Raw genomic sequence first — 4,043 nt, 5'->3', positions numbered from 1 at the left:
TTTAGTCAAGGTACTGGTGCGGAGGAAGATTGTGTAATAGATAATCTCACAGGTCTAATGTGGCCAAGAGAAGACTCCTTTACTGATCTATCATGGAGTGATGCATTGACTGCGGCTAATAATTATTCGCGTTGTGGTTATACCGATTGGCGTTTGCCTAATGTTAATGAACTTAAAAGCCTTATTAATTATGGTGAATTCCCTAATTATACCTGGCTTAATGGTTTTGGTATAAATGTTATCCGTGCTGTGTATTGGACTAGTACAACACGTGTTAATGATGTTAATGATGCTTATACAGTAAATATGCAGGATTACTTTGTACTAACATTTGATAAATTAACTCTTTTGCAGGCTATCCCTGTAAGAGGTAACAGCAATGGTTACCTTGCTAAAGTGATCATAACGGGGCAAACGTCATCTATGCCGATTGTAGCCCCTGTTGGCGCTGATGGTGATATCATGGCTGGCGAGCCATGGCCAATCACACGATTTGTAGAAGAAGGAGAGTGTATAATAGATTATTTAACAGGACTTATGTGGCCCAAAAATGGAGTTATTGGTTTTGAAGACTTTGATAATGCAGGACCATCACTACAACCTAATTATGGTAATGTAATTATAAATCTCAATAGACTTAACTGGCATGATGCCATCCAAGCAATTAATAATATGAATATCGCTGCAGTTAAACTATGTGGCTACAGTGACTGGCGCTTACCTAATGTCAACGAATTATCCAGCCTCATAAATTATGGTGCTGATATTAGTGTTGGACCGAATTATAATCTTGACTGGCTAATGATAAATGGCTTTGAAAACATGACGGTCAATTTTTATTGGACTTCAGCTGATTGGCTTGCCGGGCAGGCTAGACCGGTCGGTTTAAAAAGAGGTATCATAGATCCAGAGCCGGTTGAAGATGACCATTACGTTTTACCAGTGCGCAGTTTGATTTATAACCAAATAGAGTAATAAATACTACTATTAATAGCAAATCACTTACAAACAACTCTTAATTCTCTTAGTCAGATATAGAAAAAGTCACCATAGGAAATATCTTTTGTCCAAGGAAAGACATTATCAGAGCGACTATACTTTGTTTAAATTGTAGTCATTACTGTCTTTTGGTGGCTACGACAACTAACAGGAGCCCCGCCATGTTTAAACAATTATATCGATTAATAAAAGAACAGCTCAGTCTCAATAAAAAAGTAGACAAAGACTTAATTCTTAAAAAGCTATTGCAAGATAACCAGCTAAAAAACCAGCAGCAACCATTCTTATTGCAGGAGTTAGAGCCTCGATATATGTTTGATGGTGCTGCAATTGAAGCGGTGGATTTAGCCGATGGCGTCAGTGAGCAAGAACAAATTTATATATTAAACGCTCTTAAACAAAACGAAAATGCACAAGCAACAGAAAGTCTGCTGGAGGCTATTGAAGCAAATAGTGAAGGCTTTACAACAGATTATAGTCAGTTTACTGAAGTAATGATTATTGATAGCCGAGTTAAAGATCCTCATATTTTGATTGAAAGTGTGTCTCGTCATGCATCCATTGAAGTGATTACATCAGAGGTTGACGGTGTTGATGCAATTGCTCATATTTTAGCAAAATATCAAAATTTAGAAGCAATTCACATTGTATCCCATGGTGCTGAAGCACAGCTGCAATTGGGAAATGTCGATCTTACAGCGAGCAACTTGATGGACTATCAAGCACAGTTAGCGCAGTGGGGCCAAGCGCTGACGGAGCAAGGTGATATTTTATTTTATGGTTGTAATGTTGCCGAAGGTGATAAAGGACAAGCTTTTATTGATGCATTAACAGCATTAACCAGTGCAGATATTGCAGCGTCTATTGATTTCACAGGTCAAGTAAATAACGTTGTTGATTGGGATTTAGAATATGAAAAAGGCCAGATTGATATTACAGGCCTGTCATCAGAACATTGGAGCCATGTCCTGTTAGGTGATCCCCCAGATGCAGTTAGCGATGCTTTTACCGTTATCTCTGGGGTTCCAATTACCATCACCCCACTTGATAATGACTCAGATCCTGAAATGGAAAATCTCCAAATTATCAATCTTAATGATGGTACTGATCACCCTATTTCACCCGGCCAAACAGTAACATTGGCGTCTGGTACTACGGTGAGACTACTTGCAGATGGTCAGAGGCTAGAAGTCACTGCAACAGGAACAACAGAAAACTTCAGCTATACGATTGAAGACTCTCCTGGTGGTGGAACAGATAGTGCAACGATTAGTTTAACGATTGCTGATGATCAGGCAAGTGCTGAAGCGATCGGTTTTGTGATGACGGTTGATACAAATGTTACATACTCAGGCAGTAGCGATTCAAGCACTTATATTTTGCCAGTTGCCGGTGGGGCAGGACAAAGTTATAAGGTATTTTGGGGAGATGGAACATCAAATACATATACAAGTGGTGGTGATATCACACATAATTATGCTGTATCAGGACAATATACGATTGCAGTTGTTGGCGATGTTGATGGTTTTAATTTTGGCAATAATGATCGCTTGAAAGTACAAACTGTTGAGCAATGGGGGAATGTCGTTTGGAGTGATTTAGATTTCGCTTTCTCTAATACAGATAACGTAAGCTTTAATGCTTCAGATACGCCGATATTAACCGATGTTACCAATCTTAGCGGCATGTTTTATGCCAATAACAGTGCTAATTTAAATGTCTCAAACTGGGATGTGTCAAATATTACCAATATGTCTAATATGTTCAAAAGCACAACAGCATTTAATCAATCCATAGATAGTTGGGATGTCTCCAATGTTACCAATATGTCTAATATGTTCGCAAACACAATAGCATTTAATCAAACCCTAGATAGTTGGGATGTCTCCAATGTTACCAATATGTCTTGGATGTTCTCTGATGCAACAGTATTTAATCAATCCATAGATAGTTGGGATGTCTCCAATGTTACCAATATGTCTTGGATGTTTCAAATTGCAAGCGCATTTAATCAATCATTAGCTAACTGGGATGTCTCAAGTGTTAGCACTATGAGAGGTATGTTTTCGAACGCAACGTCATTTAATCAATCATTAGATAGCTGGAATGTCTCAAATGTTACCAATATGACAGGCATGTTCTCTGGTGCAACAGTATTTAATCAATCATTAGATAGTTGGGATGTGTCAAATGTTACTGCCATGTCTTCTATGTTTCAAAATGCAAGCGCATTTGATCAAGATCTAAGTGGATTCGACTTATCTAGTGCCACTAATATGGCTGCCTTTTTATCATTCAGTGGCATGTCGGTAGCAAATTATAATGCGACTTTAATTGGCTGGGATAATCCTTCGGCACCAACTGGTATCACTATTGGTGTCGATAATCTTTACTATGGAGCAAGTGCCCAGTCCGCTAGAGATAATCTAATCAATACTAAAGGCTGGACATTTCAGGGCGATAGTTTAGAGCCAACTCCACCAGAGAACACCGTGCCAGGCGCACAAAATATTGATGAAGATACACTACTTGCCATAACAGGCATATCAGTAACGGACCCTAATGGTAATTTAGCAACAACCCGTTTACAGGTAAACAATGGGGTGTTAAATGTCACCCTCTCCGGTTTAGCAACAATATCCGCTGGAGCTAATGGTAGTAATGACTTAACCATTAGTGGAGATGAAACAGATATTAATAACACGCTAGCAAGTCTAACCTATCAGGGAAATCTCAACTTTAATGGCAGTGATACCTTAACAGTTACTTCAACCGATAGTGGTGGCACACCCTTATCTGATATCGATACTGTAGACATCACCGTAAATGCGGTTAATGATGCACCAACGGCAGCTAACAATACCGTCACTACTGCGGAAGATACAGATTACACCTTTGTAATCGGTGACTTTAACTACAATGATATTGATAATGATACAATTGCCAGCATTCAAGTGACTTCGCTTGAAAGCGTTGGTGCTTTGAAACTCAATAATGTTGATGTCACCTTAAATCAAGTCATTAGCAAAGCCGATATTGATGCC

The 4,043-nt window shown here is 38.9% G+C and carries 2 protein-coding genes; both read left to right on the top strand.

Annotated elements, in window-relative coordinates; genetic code table 11:
* Positions 1 to 975: Lcl C-terminal domain-containing protein (locus tag DNK85_RS08280; RefSeq protein WP_162896622.1), on the top strand; the 975-nt coding region annotated here is incomplete at its 5' end.
* A 185-nt stretch (positions 976 to 1,160) separates the two neighbouring features.
* Positions 1,161 to 4,043 (top strand): BspA family leucine-rich repeat surface protein (locus DNK85_RS08275; protein WP_119329109.1); only part of this gene is annotated, 2,883 nt, incomplete at its 3' end.

Origin of the sequence: Cysteiniphilum halobium, from assembly GCF_003574425.1 — a bacterium.
In the GTDB taxonomy this organism is placed as follows: Bacteria; Pseudomonadota; Gammaproteobacteria; order Francisellales; family Francisellaceae; genus Caedibacter; species Caedibacter halobius.
The sequence above is the reverse complement of the archived record's forward strand: the minus strand, read 5'-3'. Positions and strand labels throughout refer to the sequence as shown.